This window comes from Streptomyces sp. CG 926, assembly GCF_003148825.1.
In the GTDB taxonomy this organism is placed as follows: Bacteria; Actinomycetota; Actinomycetes; order Streptomycetales; family Streptomycetaceae; genus Streptomyces.
Window position 1 is genome coordinate 237691 of record NZ_QGGZ01000010.1, and the last position, 17968, is coordinate 255658.

The following is a 17968-nucleotide window of genomic DNA, read 5'->3' on the forward strand; positions in this document are numbered from 1 at the left end:
AAGGGCATGAGTAAGGACGCGGGCACGGCCAGGTACCTGGAGATCGCCGAGGCACTGCGGCGGGCGATCCTCTCGGGCGAGCTCGCGGTGGGGGCGCACCTGCCGTCGGAGAGCGACCTGGCCACGCGCTGGTCCGCGTCGCGCGGGACGGTCCGCCAGGCGGTGGCCACCCTCGCCGCGGAGGGGCTGATCGGCTCCCGCCAAGGGGCGCGGCGCATCGTCCTGCGCCGCGAGCGCCGGCACAGCTTCGGTGAGCTGAACAGCTTCGCGCAGTGGGCCGAGGGGCTCGGGCACAAGGCCGCCGGCCGCTTCCTGTCCCGCACCCGCAGGCCCGCCACGGCCGAGGAGTCGGACCGGCTCGCGCTGGCCCCGGGTACCGAGATCCTGGCCGTGCTACGACTGCGACTGCTCGACGGGGAACCCACCATGGTCGAGCGGACCGCCTACGCCGACTGGGTCGCGGCGGCCGTCGAGGCGCTGCCGGTGGACTGCCGCTCCGTCATGGACAGCCTGGCCGAGGATTCGGGGGCCACCGCCCACTACGGCGAGCACCTCATCGACGCGCTTCCGGCCGGCAGTGAGGACGCCCGGCTGCTCCGGATCCGGCGCGGCAGCCCGCTGCTGCGCCAACGGCACGTCTCCCGGTCGGCCACCGGCCGCCCGATCGAGTGGTCCGACGATCGCTACCGGGCCGGCAGTGTGACCTTCAGTGTGAGCAACTCGTCGGTAGCAACTCCTTTGGAGCGGCGCGTCGGAGACCAGTGAGCAGGTCAGCCCCTCGGTCCGGCCGTGCGCGAGGTCTCGGCGATCGCGCCGGGCAGCCAGTCGGCGACGTGGCCGAAGCCGAAGCCCAGGGCCGAGGCACGGCCGTTGTCCATCGCGTAGGCGCGGTCGAAGGAGAAGGGCGAGGCCTCGGCGCCCTCCCCCACCACCCGGTACAGCGGGCCGTGCCCGACCTGCGCCGCGACCGCCTCGCAGAGCGCGGTCACGTCGAGCGCGCCGTGCGAGGCCGCGTTGACGGGCCCGGTGAAGGACTGTTCCGCAGCCCAGTGCAGAAATGCGGCCATCTCCTGGTGATGGATGAACGAGGTGGCGTACGGGGCTTCGTGGACGTCGACGGGGGTCCCGGCGGCGATCCGCCGAACGTAGTGCGCGAGCCGCCCGGTGAACTCCGCCGCACCGCCGCCGAGCACGTGCGCGGCGCGCACGCTCACGTAGGGGAAGGCCGGGTCGCGCAGGAAGACGGCCTCGGCCTGCCGCTTCCCCTCGGCGTAGACGTAGGCGGACCGATCCCCGGGCGGACGGCCCGCCGCGCCCGCGAGCGGCAGCCGGGCGGGGTCGAGCGAAGCCTCGGTGACGGGTACGGGTGCGGTGACGGGTGCGGGTGCGGGTACGGGTGCGGGTACGGGTGCGGGGGCGGCGACGGGTGCGCGGTCCACGGGACCGGCGGGGAGCGTGGCCGGGTCGTAGACCTCCATCGTCGAGGTCATGACGTAGCGCCCGGTCCGCCCGGCGAACACCCTTCGGGCGACGGCCGCCTGGAGCGGTGTGTAGCAGACCTGGTCCACGACCACGTCGAAGTCGCGCGGGCCGAGCGCCGCCCGCAGCGCTTCCTCGTCGTCGCGGTCGGCGACGAGACGGCCGACACCGGGCGGTGGCGCCCCGGAGCCCCGGTTGAGGACGGTGACCTCGTGGCCCGCGTCGCGTGCCCGCGTGACCAGGGACTTTCCGAAGTACCGGCTGCCGCCGACGACGAGAATTCGCTTCATGGGTTCGACTCTGCCGTTGTATCGTCCCCAGCGGAACGGACCAGCTGCTGAACGCATCGTAAGGAAAACTGATGATCGACGTTCAGCGGCTGCGCGTCCTTCGGGCCGTGGCCGAGCACGGAAGCTTCAACCGAGCCGCCGGAGCCCTGCTGTTGACCCCGTCGGCCGTCTCGCAGCACATCGCGGCGCTGGAGCGTACGGTCGGCCACCCGGTGGCGGTGCGCAGCACGCGCGGGGTCACCCTCACCGAACCCGGCCGACTGCTCGTGGAAGCCGCCGAATCGATCGCCGCCGAGCTCGACCAGGTCCGCCACGCGATCGACCGGCTCACGGCCGAGCGGCCGCGCCTCACCGTCGCCACCTTCACCAGCGGAGGCCGGCACCTGCTGCCCGCGGCGCTGTCCCGGTTCGTGGCGGAGCATCCCGAGGTGGAGCTCACCGTGCGGGAGAGCGAGCCCGAGGACGCGGCGGCGATGGTGCGCGGCGGCGCGGCCGATCTCGCGCTGGCCTACCACTTCGACGGGCCGCCGCCCGTACGCCCGGGTGAGCGTCCGGGGCTCGACTGGGTTCCGCTGATGGACGATCCGCTGTGGCTGGTGCTGCCACGCGACCACCGCCTCGCGGACCGGACCTCGGTGGGCCTGGCCGAACTGGGCACCGAGCGCTGGGTGCTGGGCTGCCTCAGGACCGAGGCCTTCCTGCGCCGATACGCGGAGCTCGCCGGCATCGACCTCCGGGTGGCGGCCTCCACCACCGACTACTTCTTCGCGCAGACCCTGGTCGCGGCAGGCGTCGGGGTCTCGCTGATCCCGCACGTCTCGCTCGCTCCGACCGCCGAGTTGTCCGTGATCCGCATCGAATCACCGTGTCCCGCACGGCACTTCGGGATCATCCGCCCCCGGCGGCGGCGCCCGCAGCCCTACGCGCAGGCGTTGACCGCCGCCCTGACCGCTGCCGCCACCACGGCACACACACCGACCGGAGAGCGCCCTTGAACCACCTCCTGTGCGGACTCGCCGCGAATCCGGCACTGCCGCCCGAGCTCGTCGACCGACTGCTGGCGCTCGCCCTGAAGGAGGTGGAGGCCGATCCCGAGTCGAGGTTCGCCGACGACCTGCTCCACAACCTGGGCGACCGTGCCGATCTGCGCCACGACCAGATGCTCGAACTCACCGCGCATTCCGACACCATGGCCCGGTATCTTGCCTACGGCGGCATACTCGACGCCGCCGATGTGGATCCCAGGTCCGCTCCGAACGCCGCCGTCGCCCTCCTCGACGAGCGCCGCGGGCGCCCCGAATGGGCCCGCTTCCTCGCGACGCACCCGGACTCCGAGATCCGCTGGAAGCTGGCCTCCTGCCCCGGCCTCCCGCAGGACGTCGTGGACCTGCTCGCCGCCGATCCGGATGTGGAGGTCGTGAAGGAAGTGGCCCTCTGGACGGAATCGCCCGTGACCGCCCGCCTCGCTCGCCACCCGGACCCCGAGGTCCGCATCGCGGTGGCGTTCAATCCCACCACCCCGCTCGAAGCCGTCCTCGCTCTGGCCGAGGACCCCGAACTGCCGCTGCAATGGGCACTGTCCGAGCGCACCGATCTGTCACAGGCGCTCTACGCCCGACTGGCCGTCGACCCGAACGACGGGGTCCGGGCCGCGTACGCCCGCAACCCCGGGATCGGCCAGGAGCTGATCCGCGTACTGGCCGCCGATCCGGAGATCCAGGTACGGCGCGCCGTCGCGGAACATCCGCACGCACCGCTCGACCTGCTGGCGGAACTCGTCGTCGACGACCGGGCGGCGTGGAATCCGCTGCCACGGATCTCCGCCGCCACGCCCGCCGAACTCGCCGAGCTCGCCGGCTCCCGCCACGCGGCCGTACGGATGCTCGTTGCGCAGCGGCGCGATCTGCCCGCGGAGCTGCGTGACGCGCTGGCGGTCGATCCGGACGCCTCGGTGGTCCGGGCCGTCGCCCCGCACCCCGGGCTGTCCGAGGAGCTGCTGCGCGCCATGGTCGCGCGGCACGGCGTGCAGGTCCTCTCCCGGGTGGCCGCCAACCCGGATGCCTCCGGTGCCCTGCTGGAGTTCGTGGCGCTGCATCGGCCGGGCGTGCGCAGGGCGCTCAAGGAAGTCGCCAAGCACCCCCACGCGACGGGCCCAGCCCTGCTCGCCTGCCTGCCGGACCGGACGGCCCGACCGCTGGCCGCCGCCCACCCGGCGCTGCCGCCCGAGGTCATCACCGGTCTGCTCACCGACGAGAATCGACGGGTGGCGGAGGAAGCGGCGGGCAACCCCTCGCTGCCCCGCGCCGTGATGGTCGAGCTGGTGCCCTGACGGTCCGCCGACCGCGTCACCCCGCAGGCGCCGGGGGGGAGTTCCGCACGCGAAGCGGTGACGGGGCCGGAGCCGGAGCCGGGCGTCACCAGGCCCGTCTCGTCGGCGAGGACCACGGCCTGGGCCCGGTCGCGCAGCGACAACTTCGCGAAGATGCGGGCCACATGGGTCTTCACCGTGGCCTAGCTCAGGGTCAGCTCCCGCTCCGGTTCGGCGTCGGAGAGCCCGTGCCGCCCTCGCCGCCTGCGCGGGCGGCCCGCATGACGATCGCGTCGGCCCTGCACGCCGGGTAGGGCCGCGTGCGCCGGAAGCCGCCCGCCTGAATCCCCGGTGAACTCCCGCCGACGCCCCGCGCCCGGACCGGCCCGAGTGAATTCGTCACTTCCCCGGGCCGGGGGTCGTTAGGGCCTGGGGGTTGACTCGGGGGCGAAGGGATGACGGAATGCGGCAGTTTCCTCTGGAGATGCACCACATGGCACCCGGTCGGGTGGTCGAGTGGCGGCTCAGGTCCACGGCGGCGGAGGCCGCCGACACGGGTGACCCGGTGGGCAGGAAGGCGTCCTTCAACCAGGACAAGCACTTCACCGTCGCCGAGGAGAGCAGGGCCGCCGACGACCCGGTCGCGTCCTGGGTCGCGGTGACCTTCGAAGTGGCCGGCCCGCTGGACGAGCAGGCGCTGGCGCAGTCCCTGCTCTCCTTCGTGCAGCGGCACGAGGTCCTACGGTGTGCGTTCCGCCGGCTGGCGGGCGAGGTGGCCTGCGAGCCCTTCGACCCGGCCGCACTGACCCTCGAACCCCAGCAGGTGGGCGCCTTCGAAACCTCCGACCTGCTGCGCGAGTTCCTCGTCGAGCGGTTCAAGCGGAGCATCGACACGCTCTCCTGGCCGCTGTTCATCATGGGCGCGGTGGAGCGCGAGGACTCCGCGACGGTCTACCTCGCCTTCGACCACATCGTCTGCGACGGCATGTCGATGCCGATCGTGGCCCGCGAGGTGTCGACCGGCTACGAGGCCCTGTGCCGCGGCGAGAGCGTGGAACTGCCGCCCGCCCCCAGCTATCTCGACTTCGCCGAGGAGCAGCGCCGGCGCTACCTGTCCATCGACGCCGGCGACGAACGTCTGGACTACTGGAAGGCGTTCATGGGGGAAGCCGGCGAGTTCTTCCCGCGGTTCCCCCTCGACCTGGGTGTCGAGCCGGGCCGGATGTACCCGATCGTCAACGAGGCCTCCACCCTCCTGGACGCCGCGGAGGCCGAGGTGTTCGAGAAGACGTGTCTGGCGGTCGACGGCAAGCCGTTCATGGGAGTGCTCGCGTCGGTCGCCGTCTGTCTGCGCGAGGCCGGCGGCCCGGGCGTCTACCGCGGCCTCATGCCGGTCAGTGAGCGCGGCCGGGACACCTGGGCGCACTCGGTGGGCTGGTTCGTCAACACCCTGCCCATCGAGTTCGACGCCTCTCCGGGCCGGGACTTCGCCCAGGTCATGGCCTCGGTCCGGGCCGGCTTCGGCGAGATGATGCGCCATCTCGACGTGCCGTTCGTGCGGGCCTGGGAGTTGCTGGCGCCCGAGGAGTTCGCCGCCCGCTCCTGGCCGCACCCGGTGAACTTCTTCTCGTACATCGACATGCGCAAGTGCCCCGGGGCAGAGCGCCACGACGACTGGCGGCCGACCACCCATGTGTGGTCGGCGCGCGCCAACGGGGCCTGTTCGTGGTTCCAGCGGGACACGGAGGGGCTGCACATGAACTCCCTCTACGTCGACACCCCGGCGGCCCGCCGGACCATGGGCGACTTCCAGGAGGCGCTGCGCCTCACCGTGCAGGAGATCTCCCGGTCCGGCGGATTCCGCAGGCCCATCGCGCTGACCGCACCTCGGCGCCCCGTACGGACCCCGCTGGACGTGGCCGCGTTCGCCCGCCGCGGCTGAGCCGCGGCCCCGGGGTTCACACCGGTCGGGCCGCCTCTCGCGGGGACGAACCGGCGGCCCTCCGGCCGCGGCGACGCTCAGAGGCGGGCCGCGCGGCCCAGGAGCAGGGTGCGTTCCCGCGCGTTCTGCGTGAGGGAGGCGGCCCGCTCGAACTCCGCTCGGGCCTCCTCGGTGCGGCCCAGCCGTGCCAGCAGGTCTCCCCGTACGCTCGGCAGCAAGTGGTAGGCGCGCAGGGCCGGTTCCCCGGCCAGGGCGTCGACCAGCGGCAGGGCCGCCGCCGGGCCGTCGGCCATCGAGACGGCCACCGCCCGGTTGAGTTCCACCACCGGGGAGGGGACCAGCTGGGCGAGCCGTCCGTACAGTACGGCGATCCGCGGCCAGTCCGTGTCCTCGTAGCGGACCGCCGCCGCGTGGCAGCCGGCGATCGCGGCCTGGACGGAGTACGGGCCGCTGCCGGCCCGGCCCAGGGCCCGGGCGCCCCGGTGGATGAGCATGCGGTTCCATCGGGACCGGTTCTGGTCGGCGAGCAGCACCGGCTCCCCGTCGGGGCCGGTGCGGGTGGCGATCCGGGAGGCCTGGAACTCCAGCAGCGCGGCCAGGCCGTGCACCTCCGGCTCCTCGGGCATCAGGGCGGCCAGCACGCGGGCCAGTCGCAGCGCGTCCTCGCACAGGGCGGGCCGGACGAGGTCGTCGCCGGCGGTGGCCGAGTAGCCCTCGTTGAAGACGAGGTAGATGACCTCCAGGACCGAGGAGAGCCGTGCGTCGCGGTCGGCGCCGTACGGAACCTCGAAGGGCACCCCCGCCTTGGCCAGGGCCCGCTTCGCCCGGACGATGCGCTGCGCGACCGTGGCCTCGGAGGCGAGGAAGGCGCGGGCGATCTCCTGGGTGGTGAGGCCACCCATCAGGCGCAGGGTGAGCGCGATCCGGGCCTCGGTGGCGAGGACGGGGTGACAGGAGGTGAAGATCAGGCGCAGCAGGTCGTCGTCGATGTCCTCGGGGTCGGCCGGCTCGGCGGGCGCCGGCACGTCCTCCAGGCTCCGGCCGACCTCGGCGAGCTTGCGCGCGTAGGTCTCCTTGCGGCGGACGAGGTCGATCGCGCGGTGTTTGGCGGTGGTCATGAGCCAGGCGCCGGGCCGGTCCGGGACCCCCGCCTTCGGCCACTGCTCCAGGGCCGCGACGAGGGCGTCCTGGGCGATCTCCTCGGCGATGCCCACGTCCCGCACGACGCGGGCGACCGAGGCGATGATCCGCGCGGACTCGATCCTGAACACCGCTTCGACCGCTTGGGCCGCACTCACTGCCGTCACGGCCACCCATCAGAGCAGCCGTGACGAGGCAGGGCAAATGCGGCGCGGGCGTGCGGGATCACATCTCCTGGATCTCCCGGACCTCGGCGCTGATCTGCCACTCCACCGGGTGGATCTCGAGGAAGCGGCGGGTCCACTCGATGGCCTCGGCCTTGTCCTTGCACTGGCTGAGGGAGTAGCCGCCGACGACCTCCTTGGTCTCGGTGAAGGGGCCGTCGGTGTAGCTGATCTTCCCGCCGGACCAGCTGAGGCGGGTGGCCTCGGAGGTGGGGAGCAGTCCGGCGGTGTCGAGCATGACGCCGGCCTTGGTGATCTCCTCCAGGAGGGCGCCCATGCGCTGCTCGAACTCGGGCGGGAAGGCGGTGTCGGCGGGCAGGTCCTGCTCGTTGATGCGGATCATCGTCAGGAAGCGCGGCATGGTGACTCCTCGGTCGGGAGGGCGGGGTCTCTCCCCGCCTCTCACCCCTGCGTCGAACGGGAGACGCCCGGATCGACAGCCTCCGGGAAATTCTTCGAAGTTTTTTCCGGAGCGGCCACCGCGGGCCCCCGTCCGGCCGTAGGTCCGGCGCCGCCCGAGGGCCCGGACCAGGGCGTCCGGGCGGCCGGACCGGCATTCCGCGGCGGGCCCGCGCCGGGTTCGGTCCGTCGACGACGCTCGACTACTCACGAGTAGGATCACGGCTCCGGACCCCTTCGAGAGGACCCCCGATGCCACGCGTCTCCTCCCCCCTCCTGCTGGCCGGCCTGCTGGCCACGGCGGCGGTCGCCCACGCGGCCGCTCCGAGGAAGTTCGACGCGACCGTGCCCCGTTCGCTGCCGGGCAGCCCGCGCGGCTGGACGTACGCCAGCGGGGCGGCCGAACTGGCCCTCGCCGTCGGGGTCGCCCATCCGCGCACCCGCCGGGTGGCCGCGCTGGCCACGGCGGCCTTCTTCGTCGGCGTGTTCCCGGCGAACGTGAAGATGGCCGTCGACGCGCGCCACGGCTCCCCCCGTACCCGGGCCGTGACGCTCGGCCGACTGCCCTTGCAGGTGCCGCTGGTGCTCTGGGCCCGCAAGGTGGGCCGGGACGCCTGAGCCGCCGGGGCGGGTCCTGGCGTCAGCGGCTGTCTCCCGTCCAGTCCCAGTGGTCCGGGTCCCCCGCGCGGCGGCGGTAGTGGGCGCGGCCGCCCGCTCCGTAGCGCCCTATCTCCGTCGGGAGCCTGGCCTCGTCCGCGAGCTGGGGCGCGCTCCAGCCGGTGATGTCCAGGAGGAGCCCGTCCAGCGGCCCGCCGACCAGCTCGCCGTAGGTGTGTCCGGGTCGCGGCCCGGGGTCGGGGTCCTCGTGGTCGGCGCCGTAGACCCGGCGCCGAAGCATCCTGTCGTCCATACCGCTCAGCTTCACAGTCACCACTGACAACGGACCCGGCGGCCGCGGGCCGGTGCGGCGGCGATGATGGGGGCCGCCCTCCCGATCCGGGGAGGCGCACGAGCGAGGAGCGACACGTATGGCACGTCGGGTGCACCAGCCACTGGAGAACCAGGAGTTCGACTTCATCCTCTCGATGACGACCGGACCCGTTCTCGCGTACTTCTGCGGCACCTGGCCCAAGGCCGTCGAGGCGTGCCGCGCGATGGACGCCGTCGTCGGGGAGCTGACCGAGGAGTACGGCACACGGTTCACCGCCGTCCGCACCGACATGACCCGCTGCCCCGAGCCGACCAGGCGTTACGGGGTGACGGGCGCACCGACCGCCGTACTCATCAAGGACGGCGAGGCGGTCGCGAGTCAGGCGGGGCCGATGACGCGCGAGGAGTTCCGCGTGTTCCTGGACGCCCACCTCTGAGAGCCCTGGGGCTCGGGTTCAGAGCAGGGCGACGGCCCTGCGCTCCAGGGCGAGGGAGCCGTCCACCAGGGCGGCGAGCTCGTCGAAGAGGGCGCGCCGGCCGGGGGCGTCCGTGTCCGGGGCGGCCGCGCGCGCCAGTTCCGCGAGCCTGCTCCAGTTGCCGGCCGAGTCGCGGAACAGGGCGGCCGCCTCCGGCCGTCCCGCCAGGTCGAGGAAGTCCGCGTAGAGCGGGCGGGTGGCGCCGGGCGCGGTCCATTCCACCTCCAGGCAGGTATGAAGCCGCCGGGTCCCGGCGAAGAAGGCCTCCGGGGAGCCGAAGCGGCGCTCCCAGCCGGTCCTGGTACGGACGTCGCGCAGCTGGGCCGCGAGCTTCTCCATGCCCGAGAAGCCGAAGTTGACGTCGAACCTGTTGCCCAGCACGGGCCCGGTGAGACGGGCGGCGGTGGCGGCCACGGCCCCGTCGATGTCGGGGGCGCCGACGGCGGGGCCGGTGGGTACGAGCATCCGGTGACGGCCCTTGCGGTGGCCGGTCCAGGCCTCGCCGAACTCCCGCTCCGCGATCCGGTGCGGGGCGGATGCCCCGTCCTCGACGTACAGGACATCGCCCTCGTACCCGGCGAGGACCACGGTGTACGGCTCGGCTCCGACCATCTCGTCCGGGATCCCGCCGTGCCACGGCAGCCGGGACCGGTCGACGGCGCAGAACACCGGCCGGCCGGCGTCGAGGGCGAATCGCACACGGTCCCAGCGGGGCCGGGAGCTGTGGGTGACCTCGTAGGGGACGCCGAGCCGGTCGAGGGCGGCTTCCACCCAGGGGTCGGGGTGGGCCTGCGCCACGATCGTCAGCAGGGGCGGGTGCCCGGCGTACTCGAAGACGAAGTACATGAACCCGATCCCGCCCGCGAGGCCCGCGACCAGTTCTTCCGCATGCACGCTGCCGAGCGCGTGCCGGACGAGGGAGCTCTCACGGTGCCGCCCGGTGCCGAAGTTCTCGTAGAGGAGCCCGGTGGGCTGCGGCAGGGGTGCCTGCTCGGTCATCGGGCCGGCGTAGCCGCGAGGTCCGACAGCCGGACTTCCTGTACGGTTGTCCAGGAAATACCGACACCCCTGCACACCACCCCGTTCACCGACCCCGAGAAGTGGAGGCGGCCATGCACACGGTCGCTCAGATCCTGATCGGCCTCGTGGCCGCGCTACACGTGTACTTCATGGTTCTGGAGATGTTCCTGTGGCAGCGGCCCCCGGGGCGGGCGCTGTCCGGCTTCGACGCGGACACCGCCCGCCTCACCGCACCGCTCGCCGCGAACCAGGGCCTCTACAACGGCTTCCTCGCCGCCGGCCTGGTCTGGTCGCTCGTCATCGACTCGCTCGCCACCCAGATCTTCTTCCTCGTCTGCGTGATCGTCGCCGGTGTCTACGGGGCGGCCACCGCCAACCGCCGGATCCTGGTGGCCCAGGCCCTGCCCGGCGCCCTCGCCCTCGGCGCGGCGCTGCTGGCCGCGTGAGCCCGGAGGATCCGCGTACGCCGGAGGATCCGCGTACGAAGGACCCGCGCGCGCAGGACCCTCGTACGGCCCGGACGAAGGGGCGGCTGCGGACGAGCCTGCTGGCCGAGTGCGCCGACCGGCCGCTCGCCGAGGTCAGCGTCTCGGCCGTGGTCCGCCGGGCCGGCGTCGGCCGCGCCACCTTCTACCTGCACTACGAGGACCTCACCGCGCTCGCCGTGGACGCGTGCGCGGACGTGGTGCACGCGGCGGTCGACGCCCTGCACGCCTGGCAGACCGGCCCGTCCCCGCTCCCCCCGGCCCGTCCCCCCGCCGCGCTGGCCGCCTTCCTGGCGGAGGCGGCCGACCGGGCGCCGCTGTACCGGACCCTGCTCCTCCCGGGGGGCGACGGCCCGCTCGGCAGGCGCCTGCACCGGGAACTGCGCGCCCGGGCCGTGGCGGAGCGGGCGGCGGTGGGCGCCCCGCACCCCGAGCTGGTCGGGTCGGCGGTCGCGGCCGCGTTCACCGGTGTCCTCGCGGACTGGCTGCACGAGGACATCCGGGCGGATCCGGAGGCCTTGGCGGACCACCTGTGGCGGCTGCTGATGGCCCTGCACCGCGCGATCGGCCCCGTCGGCGGACCGGATCCGACCCGGCCCCGGTAGCGGGCCGCCCGCAACGCACGAAGCCCCGCCGGGCGGACCGGCGGGGCTTCGCGTCACGGGCTCGGCTCGTGAAGTGGACTACCTGAGGGGAACCACCCGCTCAGCCTGCGGACCCTTGGGGCCCTGGGAGACGTCGTACTCGACGCGGGCGTTCTCCTCCAGCGACTTGAACCCGGTGGTCTCGATCGCGGAGAAGTGCACGAACACGTCGGGGCCGCCGTCGTCCTGCTGGATGAAGCCGAACCCCTTCTCCGAGTTGAACCACTTCACGATGCCTGTTGCCATCTGGCTGATCCTTCACAACGTTCCACTGCGGGCCGCACACGCGGCCGTCTCGATCCTGCCCAACGGTCCCCCGGAGCACACGCTGAACGCGGCCAACCGGAGCAAGGCGCGGATTCGAACTTCCGACCGCCTTGTCCGCGAAAAGGGGGAGCGACCCGATCCGAAGCCCTTCGGAAGGCCTTTCGGGGGGCTTACGCCCTCGCGCTCACGCACCGCCGTCCGCGACGGGCAGCGACGCGGCGGGTCGGGGCCGAGGGGCCGCCGCGCGTGCCCGCCGCGGCCCGCCGACGCGGCAGCCCAGGCAGTCGGCATGCCCCGCGTGGGCGCCGGTGTCCCGGACGCGCCAGTCCCAGTCCGCCTCCGGCCGGGGTCCGCTCGGCTTGCCCCACCCGGCGAGGTGCAGCAGCCAGGTGACGATCCCGGCCACGGCGACGACGCCGAGCCCGAGCCAGATCCCGGGGATCCAGGCCGCGCACACGGCGCCGCCCGCCCCCGCGAAGCCCAGCAGGGCCAGGGCCGTCCCGGTCCAGCCGGCCACCGTGTGGCCGAGGTCTACGTGGCCGTGCGCGCTCATGGTTCTCCCTGGTCGGACCGACAGCAGTACGCTCGAAAGTCGGGAAGCTTATTTCGCAAGGTAAGCATCTCACTAACTAAGTAACTTAGACACTAAGGAGAATGTGGGTGCAGGGCAAGACCCGCCCCCCGGCCACGGCCGGCGAGGCGATTTCACGCATGGACCAGTACGTCGCCCTGGGCATCGTCGGCCAGCAGGAGGTGGCGCAGCTGCTCGGGCTGAACGTCACCGACCTGACCTGCCTGGGCCACATCCTGGGAGCCGGCGAGACCCCGCTCGCCGCCGGTGACCTCGCCGGACTCCTCGACCTGACCACCGGAGCCGTCACCGGGGTGCTCAACCGCCTCGAACGTGCCGGATACGCGCGACGCGTCCCCGACCCGGCCGACCGGCGCCGGGTCCGGGTGGTGGCCGACCCTGCGGCCGCCGCGCGGGTCATCGCCGTCTACCAGCCGATGTACGACCGGCTGGCCACTCTCTTCGCCGACTACACCCCCGACGAGATCGCCGTGATCGCCGACTGGTTCGGCCGCGCCGCGGTCGAGATCCGCGCGCACTGCGCGCAGCTGCGGTCGGGGGAACTGACAGCCGAGGAGGTTTAGCGCCCGCTGGTACCATGGGCGGTTGACCATCTGTTCTCTCCCCCCTCCTTCTCTCTGCTTCGAAAGGTCCTGCATGAGGAACCCGTCAGCTCATGGGCGCTTCGGTGTGAAGGGCGGTGCCAAGGCCGGTGCCCGCACTCCCGCCAAGGCCGCCCGGACCCTCGGCCCGCAGGGTGAGTTCACGATGCACGCGCCGAAGGAACCGGCGCTCGCGCCGGTGCAGTCCTTCGCCGAGCTCGACCTGCCCCTTGAGCTGGTGGAGACCATGGCCTCGCTGGCCGTGACGGAGCCGTTCCCGATCCAGGCCGCGACGCTCCCGAACGCGCTGGCCGGGCGGGACGTCCTCGGCCGCGGCCGTACCGGCTCGGGCAAGACCCTCGCCTTCGGCCTGGCGCTGCTGGCCCGTACAGCGGGGCAGCAGGCGGACCCGAAGCGCCCGCTGGCGTTGGTCCTCGTACCGACGCGCGAGCTGGCGCAGCAGGTGACCGAGGCGCTGGAACCGTACGCCGCGGCCCTGAAGCTGCGGATGGCCACCGTGGTCGGCGGGCTGTCCATCGGCCGCCAGGTGAGTTCCCTGCGCACCGGCGCCGAGGTCGTGGTGGCCACCCCCGGGCGGCTCAGCGACCTGGTGGGGCGGCGGGACGTGCACCTGGAGCGCGTGAAGATCACCGTGCTCGACGAGGCCGACCAGATGTGCGACATGGGCTTCATGCCGCAGGTCACCGAGATCCTGGACCAGGTGCACCACGCGGGACAGCGGATGCTGTTCTCGGCGACCCTGGACCGCAATGTCGACCAGCTCGTCCGCAAGTACCTCAAGGACCCGGTCTCGCACTCCGTGGACCCGCAGGCGGGCGCGGTGTCCACGATGGACCACCACGTGCTGCACATCCACGCGGCCGACAAGGTCTCGGCGGCGACCGAGATCGCGGCCCGGGACAACCGGGTGCTGATGTTCCTCGACACCAAGCACGGGGTCGACCAGTTCGTGAAGCACCTGCGGGCCATGGGCGTACGGGCGGAGGGCCTGCACAGCGGCAAGTCCCAGCCGCAGCGCACCCGGACCCTGGCCCAGTTCAAGACCGGGGCCGTCAGCGTCCTGGTCGCGACGAACGTCGCGGCGCGCGGCATCCACATCGACGACCTCGACCTCGTGGTCAACGTGGACCCGCCCGCCGACCACAAGGACTATCTGCACCGGGGCGGCCGCACCGCCCGGGCCGGCGAGTCCGGCCGGGTCGTCACCCTCGTCACCCCGAACCAGCGTCGGGACATGGTCCGGCTGCTCGCCGACGCCCGGATCCGGCCGACGATCACGCAGGTGCGGTCCGGCGAGGAGGCACTGACCCGCATCACCGGCGCCAAGGCCCCTTCCGGGGTCCCGCTGGCGGGTTCCGCTCCGACCGACGCCAAGGGCAAGCCCTCGGGCTCGGACCTGGCCTTCCGCGGCATGGGTACCCGCCCGGGCCGGGGCAAGGAGTCCCGCAAGACGATCGAGGCCCGTCAGCAGGCCGAGGCCCGCCGCGCGGCCCGGGTACGCCGGGGCGTCTGACCCGCGTACGCCGCGCCGACCCCGGACCGGACCCGGTCCGGGGTGCGCCGTCGGCCTTCGGCGTCAGCCCCTGCGGCGGCGGTTACGAGCCACGATCGCGCGGGTGACCACGGGCGGAAGCAGGTCCTTGGCCAGCTTGCGCCAGCGGACCCCGGGCTTGCGCACGGCGGCGGGAGCGGGGACCGGCGCCGGTTCCGCGGGCGGCGCGGGGTGCAGCGGCTGCGGGGACTCCGGCGCGACCACGCCTTGGTCGCCGATGCGTACCAGCGGGCGGTCGTCGATCATCTCCACGCCGTGCCAGAGGTCGGTGCGCTCCTCCAGCCACGCGAGCAGCGCCGCCTGGTGGGGCGCCGGGTCGCCCCAGGTCGCGTAGAGCTTCGAGCTCGAGACGCAGATGGGGTGCAGATCGCCCGTGGCCACCGCGCCCCAGACTGCGGCCGAGACGCCGGGGGTGTGCTCGGAGCGGTAGTCGTCGAAAGCCACCACGGCGTCCGGGGTCGTGACGATCCGCGAGGACGCGATGTCCGTGACGACGTGCTCGTAGAGGTGCGAGGCGTCGATGTGCACGAATCGGCAGCTCGCCGGCTTGACCTCGTCGGCGACGACCGAGGTCGGGGCCTGGATCAGAGTCGGCAGCGTCTCGTGGAAGGCCAGGTAGTTCGTCTCGAAGCCGCGCCGCGTGAGCGTGGGGTAGGACGCGCCGTTCTCGGCGATGTTGGAGTCGTCCGTCGCGGGCGAGTCGAAGAGGTCACACACGGTGAATTGCTCGCCGGGCCGCAGGTACCGGCCGAGAAATATCGCACTCTTCCCCATGAAGGCGCCGAGTTCCAGCAGGTCGCCCGGCTTCCCCTCGTCGCTGTTCTGACGCGTCAGGAACCAGTCGAAGAGCGCCTGGTCGTACGCCGCGAACCAGCCTTTGACCTCGGCGTACGTCGTGGGTACGGGCGGGGCGGGCTCACCGTCGGGGGTCGTGACGGAAGCTTGAGAAACGTGCGACACGGAGAGTCATCCTCCAGCGAAGTGGCATCGATCTTCACGCGGATACCCGGCCGGGTACCGGAACCTTATGCCCTGGATGGACGTGTGACGAGATGTAAACGCGATCATCCTGTGATTCCCGCCCCACCTGTCCGGCGCGGTGCTGCGGTCGCGAGCGGGGCCGGCCCGAGGCCACCACCTGAGGCGGATGACCGCTCACACGGCGACGGCCACGGTGAACGCGGTGCCGGCGACGACGAGTTGGCCCACGTCTTGAGGCCACGTCCGCGAACGCCGGGGCGCACACGTGGTTACCGGCACGCCGCTCGGGTCGGACCGGTGCCTCGACCGGCCCGAGGCCTTCGGGGGGCATTCCCGCGGGCACGCACGGCGCGCGGGATCGCTCTCCTCCTCGGCCGTACGGCCGCCGCCGGCCGATGCGGCCTACGCCGCGTGATCCGGAGTCAGACCGCGGTGCCGCGCCGCAGGCGTTCGGCGGCCGCGTTGCGGACGCGGCGGGTGCGGGCGTCGGTGGCCAGCAGGGCGAGGGCCTCGTACGAGGTCAGCAGGCGGGCAGCGGTGCGCTGGCACCAGTCGGAGGCCGCGGTGAGTTCCTCGGGGGACCAGGCCTCGCCGCGGGTGACGGCCTTGAGCAGGCTCCACTCCCGCAGCCGGCGCTCGGGGAAGGCCCGGCCGGCGAGGGCGGCGGCCATGGCCCGGGACCAGGCGGGGAACTCCTCCTCGTCCAGCAGTTGTACGGCTCGTCGGTCGAGATGGGTGACCACCGCGCTCTCGGCCATCACCCCGTCGGGATCGCGCAGCACGGCGGCCACGACCTCCGCCTCGGCCTGCGGGCCCGCGCCCGGGCCCGGCGCCGCGGCCAAGGACTCCAGATGGCGGGCGTAGCGCCAGTGCTCGGGCGGCTCGTCGGCGTCGGGGCCGTTCATCGGGTCCCCCGCCGGTATGTCGGCGGTGGGTCGCTGCTCGTCGTTTCCTCTCCCCATGGCACCCATTCCACACGATCTCCGTCCGCGGCCGGCGGTCAGGGTGCCGTCAGGGGCGGTTCAGCGGTGCGGGGCCGACATCAGGGCTTCCGGACCGACCGGTCGGTAGCCGGTGGCCGTTGGCCGGTGGGCCGTGACCGGGAAGGCTCGGACGCGTCCAGGATCTTGTCGGCGGCCACCGCCCATGTCCGTCAGACCTGCTCGAAGTGGAAGGACTTGATGAAACAGTCGCGGGGCTGACCGATCGCGAAGAAGATGCAGTCCACCAACGACTGCGCCGTGAGCGGGTCCTTCGCCGTGCGCGGCGCCCCCTCCCAGGATTCCGAGAGCGGGTCGTGGTTGTCGAAGTCCGGCGGGTAGAGGGAGATGAGCGGACACCTTGGTCGCGCAGCCTGCGGGAGAGGATCTCGGTGAAACCGGCCTGGGCGCTCTTGGCCGCGTAGAAGGCCGCGTGGGCGTCGGACCGGTGGTGGCCGGTCTCCCCACAGCCGGAGATCATGGTGACGATGTCCGGCTCGGCCGACTTCAGGAGCAGCGGGAGGAAGGCCTTGGTGGCCAGGACGGTACCGGTGGCGCCGGAGGCGAGGGTGTCGATCACGTCCTCGTCGGAGGCGGACTTGAGGTCCGCGCCGTGCTGGTAGCGGGCGCCGTTGTTGACCAGCACGTCTATGTGCTCGGTACGGGCGGCGACCTCGCCGGCGAACTGCCGTACGGAGGCGGGGTCGGTCAGGTCGCAGGCATGGGCGTGGACGCGGTCCGCGTCGTGACCCTGGGCGAGGATCTCCTCGCGGACGCGTTCGGCGGCTTCGAGGGTCCGGGCGGAGAGGTGGACCTCGGCGCCCCCGCTCGCGAAACGGAGGGCGAGGGTACGGCCGAAGTCGCGGCCGGCGGCGGTGATGACGACGCGACGGTGTTCCGGTGCCATGTCTGCGCTCACTCCTGATTCGTGGTCTGTGCACATGATCTCAGGTGCGGGGCATGGCAGGGCGGTCGGGCCGCAGGGGGCGGGATCGCGGAGAGCCGGGCCGTTCGGGGCGACCGGGGGCGCGGACGCGCACCGGCTCTCCACGCCACGCCTCAGAGCTCGCCCGCCTCCTCCTCCGCCTCCGGCAGCGGGGCCCCGGTCTCCAGCAGCGTCTTGAGGCTGGACGCGAGCATCGGCCAGGCCCGCCCGCACATGCCGATCAGGGTGCCACCGGGCTCGAAGTCCTCGTGCAGGATGGTCAGCCGGGCGAGGCTGTCGCCGACGGGCTCGATCTCGTACGTCACCTTCGTACGACGCTCCTCGGCCAGTTCGGCCCGCAGCTCCTCGCCGATCCCGGCCGAGGCCGCCCACTGCGGGGTGAAGGTGTGCCAGGTGTAGGAGAGCAGGCGGTCCGGGATGCAGTCGAGGACCACCTGTTCGGGGTCGCTGGTACGGGCCCCCCGCTCGACCCAGTCCATCGGCGAACCCACCGCCCAGTCGGTCTCGAAGCTCAGGCCCCAGTACCGGCGGGTGAAGGCCGGCTCGGTGAGGGCCTGCCAGACCCTGGCGGGATCGGCCTGGATGTACAGGGTGTAGGTGATCGCGCTGTCGCTCATGGCCCCATGCTGCGGGACCGCGGACCGCGGACGGCGGATTTCCCGATCATGGCGGTGGTCGCGGGGCGGGACCGAACGCCGCCCGCACCCCGGT

20 protein-coding genes and 2 pseudogenes are annotated in these 17968 nt (G+C 72.9%); 10 read left to right on the forward strand and 12 right to left on the reverse strand.

Annotated features, from left to right (window positions below; genetic code table 11):
- Positions 1 to 6: 6 nt before the first annotated feature.
- The gene (locus tag BCL76_RS26300) at positions 7 to 765 is read left to right on the forward strand and encodes a GntR family transcriptional regulator (protein WP_109782007.1); all 759 of its coding nucleotides are present in this window, start codon (positions 7 to 9) and stop codon (positions 763 to 765) included.
- A gap of 5 nt (positions 766 to 770) precedes the next feature.
- Here the strand turns inward: BCL76_RS26300 and BCL76_RS26305 are convergent, their stop codons facing one another.
- Entirely contained in the window at positions 771 to 1769 is a 999-nt protein-coding gene (locus BCL76_RS26305; RefSeq protein ID WP_109781858.1) for an NAD-dependent epimerase/dehydratase family protein, read from the reverse strand.
- A gap of 71 nt (positions 1770 to 1840) precedes the next feature.
- Here BCL76_RS26305 and BCL76_RS26310 point away from each other — a divergent pair, with 71 nt between their 5' ends.
- Positions 1841 to 2764, forward strand: a complete 924-nt coding sequence (locus BCL76_RS26310) for a LysR family transcriptional regulator (RefSeq protein WP_109781859.1) — start codon at positions 1841 to 1843, stop codon at positions 2762 to 2764.
- A complete protein-coding gene (locus BCL76_RS26315) occupies positions 2761 to 4098 on the forward strand; it encodes a hypothetical protein (protein ID WP_109781860.1) in 1338 nt (445 codons plus the stop codon). Before BCL76_RS26310 ends, BCL76_RS26315 begins: the two co-directional genes overlap by 4 nt.
- A gap of 65 nt (positions 4099 to 4163) precedes the next feature.
- Here BCL76_RS26315 and BCL76_RS39970 read toward each other — a convergent pair.
- A pseudogene (locus tag BCL76_RS39970) lies at positions 4164 to 4325 on the reverse strand (response regulator transcription factor); the annotation flags it as partial.
- A 215-nt stretch (positions 4326 to 4540) separates the two neighbouring features.
- Here BCL76_RS39970 and BCL76_RS26325 point away from each other — a divergent pair.
- Positions 4541 to 6019, forward strand: a complete 1479-nt coding sequence (locus BCL76_RS26325) for a condensation domain-containing protein (protein WP_109781861.1) — start codon at positions 4541 to 4543, stop codon at positions 6017 to 6019.
- 77 nt (positions 6020 to 6096) lie between these two features.
- On the opposite strand, the gene BCL76_RS26330 is transcribed toward BCL76_RS26325, so the two are convergent.
- Positions 6097 to 7317: an RNA polymerase sigma factor gene (locus BCL76_RS26330; protein ID WP_109781862.1), complete on the reverse strand. Its 1221-nt coding sequence runs from the start codon at positions 7315 to 7317 to the stop codon at positions 6097 to 6099.
- A gap of 67 nt (positions 7318 to 7384) precedes the next feature.
- Entirely contained in the window at positions 7385 to 7744 is a 360-nt protein-coding gene (locus tag BCL76_RS26335) for a YciI family protein (RefSeq protein WP_109781863.1), read from the reverse strand.
- Between the two features lie 290 nt (positions 7745 to 8034).
- Here BCL76_RS26335 and BCL76_RS26340 point away from each other — a divergent pair, with 290 nt between their 5' ends.
- Positions 8035 to 8400: a DoxX family protein gene (locus BCL76_RS26340; protein ID WP_109781864.1), complete on the forward strand. Its 366-nt coding sequence runs from the start codon at positions 8035 to 8037 to the stop codon at positions 8398 to 8400.
- A 22-nt stretch (positions 8401 to 8422) separates the two neighbouring features.
- On the opposite strand, the gene BCL76_RS26345 is transcribed toward BCL76_RS26340, so the two are convergent.
- Entirely contained in the window at positions 8423 to 8692 is a 270-nt protein-coding gene (locus tag BCL76_RS26345) for a hypothetical protein (RefSeq protein ID WP_109781865.1), read from the reverse strand.
- 118 nt (positions 8693 to 8810) lie between these two features.
- Here BCL76_RS26345 and BCL76_RS26350 point away from each other — a divergent pair, with 118 nt between their 5' ends.
- Positions 8811 to 9149, forward strand: coding sequence for a thioredoxin family protein (locus BCL76_RS26350; protein WP_109781866.1), 339 nt, complete (start codon positions 8811 to 8813; stop codon positions 9147 to 9149).
- 18 nt (positions 9150 to 9167) lie between these two features.
- Here the strand turns inward: BCL76_RS26350 and BCL76_RS26355 are convergent, their stop codons facing one another.
- Positions 9168 to 10187: a BtrH N-terminal domain-containing protein gene (locus BCL76_RS26355; RefSeq protein WP_109781867.1), complete on the reverse strand. Its 1020-nt coding sequence runs from the start codon at positions 10185 to 10187 to the stop codon at positions 9168 to 9170.
- Between the two features lie 113 nt (positions 10188 to 10300).
- On the opposite strand from BCL76_RS26355, the gene BCL76_RS26360 reads away from it, so the two are divergent.
- Positions 10301 to 10654: a DUF1304 domain-containing protein gene (locus BCL76_RS26360; protein ID WP_109781868.1), complete on the forward strand. Its 354-nt coding sequence runs from the start codon at positions 10301 to 10303 to the stop codon at positions 10652 to 10654.
- On the forward strand, positions 10651 to 11298 hold the full coding sequence (locus BCL76_RS26365; RefSeq protein ID WP_109781869.1) for a TetR/AcrR family transcriptional regulator: 648 nt from the start codon (positions 10651 to 10653) through the stop codon (positions 11296 to 11298). The genes BCL76_RS26360 and BCL76_RS26365 overlap by 4 nt, the downstream gene beginning before the upstream one ends.
- Before the next feature lie 78 nt (positions 11299 to 11376).
- Here BCL76_RS26365 and BCL76_RS26370 read toward each other — a convergent pair whose 3' ends face one another.
- Both BCL76_RS26370 and BCL76_RS26375 read right to left on the reverse strand, forming a co-directional pair.
- Positions 11377 to 11583: a cold-shock protein gene (locus tag BCL76_RS26370; RefSeq protein WP_030758508.1), complete on the reverse strand. Its 207-nt coding sequence runs from the start codon at positions 11581 to 11583 to the stop codon at positions 11377 to 11379.
- Positions 11584 to 11788: 205 nt separating this feature from the next.
- Positions 11789 to 12157, reverse strand: coding sequence for an HGxxPAAW family protein (locus BCL76_RS26375; protein WP_109781870.1), 369 nt, complete (start codon positions 12155 to 12157; stop codon positions 11789 to 11791).
- A gap of 107 nt (positions 12158 to 12264) precedes the next feature.
- Here BCL76_RS26375 and BCL76_RS26380 point away from each other — a divergent pair, with 107 nt between their 5' ends.
- Together BCL76_RS26380 and BCL76_RS26385 are read left to right on the forward strand one after the other, a co-directional pair.
- Positions 12265 to 12759 (forward strand): MarR family winged helix-turn-helix transcriptional regulator, encoded by a 495-nt coding sequence (locus tag BCL76_RS26380; RefSeq protein ID WP_030758504.1) that lies wholly within the window; start codon positions 12265 to 12267, stop codon positions 12757 to 12759.
- A gap of 73 nt (positions 12760 to 12832) precedes the next feature.
- A complete protein-coding gene (locus tag BCL76_RS26385) occupies positions 12833 to 14311 on the forward strand; it encodes a DEAD/DEAH box helicase (protein ID WP_109781872.1) in 1479 nt (492 codons plus the stop codon).
- A 63-nt stretch (positions 14312 to 14374) separates the two neighbouring features.
- Here BCL76_RS26385 and BCL76_RS26390 read toward each other — a convergent pair whose 3' ends face one another.
- The 4 genes and pseudogenes from BCL76_RS26390 to BCL76_RS26405 all read right to left on the reverse strand — a co-directional run bounded on the left by BCL76_RS26390 (position 14375) and on the right by BCL76_RS26405 (position 17874).
- Positions 14375 to 15310, reverse strand: coding sequence for a class I SAM-dependent methyltransferase (locus tag BCL76_RS26390; RefSeq protein WP_109781873.1), 936 nt, complete (start codon positions 15308 to 15310; stop codon positions 14375 to 14377).
- A gap of 443 nt (positions 15311 to 15753) precedes the next feature.
- Entirely contained in the window at positions 15754 to 16293 is a 540-nt protein-coding gene (locus BCL76_RS26395; RefSeq protein ID WP_258309913.1) for a hypothetical protein, read from the reverse strand.
- A 191-nt stretch (positions 16294 to 16484) separates the two neighbouring features.
- Positions 16485 to 17218: pseudogene (locus BCL76_RS26400) on the reverse strand (SDR family oxidoreductase).
- A gap of 152 nt (positions 17219 to 17370) precedes the next feature.
- On the reverse strand, positions 17371 to 17874 hold the full coding sequence (locus BCL76_RS26405; protein WP_109781874.1) for an SRPBCC domain-containing protein: 504 nt from the start codon (positions 17872 to 17874) through the stop codon (positions 17371 to 17373).
- Positions 17875 to 17968 lie beyond the last annotated feature (94 nt).